Here is a 1,019-nt window from a genome sequence, read left to right as displayed (position 1 = left end):
CGACGTGAGGCGTGCTTCGTACGCTAGGCGTCGCTCTCGTACGGAAGTCTGCGCGACGCGCGGCCAAAAGCCGCGGCCCGCACCACCGGTATGTGCATGAACTCCACTCCGCGGACACGGGCCGAGGCGGCCCGGGCCGCCTCGCAGCGCCCAGCAGGAGACCGAGTGACGCCACACGAGCACCCCACGCCCCCGCCCCGCATCCGCCGCCGCACGCGGCTGAGACCGCGCAGAACCGGCAGAGCCGGCAGAACCACCGGGATATTCCTCGGGCTTCTGCTCGCCGCCGGGCTCACCGCACCGACCGCCGCCGGCGCAGCCGACAAGCCCTTCGCCGACCTGCCGCCGCAGGAACCCGGCGTCACCCTGCGGGTGTTCGACGTCCAGTCCCCGCTCAGCAAGCTCTGCGACCTCAAGCCCGCCCAGACCCCCAACGTCGACAAGCTGATCCCCACCGCCGACTGGTCCTCCACCGACGGCTTCGGGTTCACCGACAACTTCGTCTCGCAGATCATCGGCAACGTCAACGTCCCCTCGAACGGCGCGTACACCTTCCGTCTGATCAGCGACGACGGCTCGCGTCTGTTCATCGGCGACAAGCAGGTCATCGACCACGACGGGCTGCACGGCGCCGAGCCCAAGGACGGCGAGATCACGCTCGACCCGGGTTACCACCCGCTGCGCATCGATCACTTCGACCGCGGGGGCGACCAGCAGGTCACCCTCCAGTGGAAGCCGCCGGGCGCCGATGCCTTCGCCCTCGTGCCCAACTCCGTGCTCAGCACCGACGCCGACGTCGTGCGCGTCACCGCGCCGGGCCGCAAGGAGTGCGAGGGCACCTATGACACCCCCGGCGACGGCCTCCCGCTGACCTCGGTCAACCCGGGCTACGACCTGACCGACCTGCGCCCCAAGGGATTCGAGCCGCAGGTGTCCGCGATGGACTGGCTGCCCGACGGCAAGCTCGCGGTGACCACCTGGGGCGGCAGCCAGGAGACCAAGGGCCAGGTGTACGTCTG

At 70.5% G+C, this 1,019-nt stretch carries 1 protein-coding gene; it reads left to right on the top strand.

The window, feature by feature from the left end:
- Nucleotides 1-165: 165 nt before the first annotated feature.
- Nucleotides 166-1,019: PA14 domain-containing protein (locus ACQKIP_RS48140; protein ID WP_427745950.1), on the top strand; the 854-nt coding region annotated here is incomplete at its 3' end.

Source organism: Streptomyces sp. NPDC059900, from assembly GCF_050270335.1.
Classification (GTDB): Bacteria; Actinomycetota; Actinomycetes; order Streptomycetales; family Streptomycetaceae; genus Streptomyces.
Note: the sequence above shows the minus strand (reverse complement) of the source record. Positions and strands in the feature narration are given on the sequence as shown.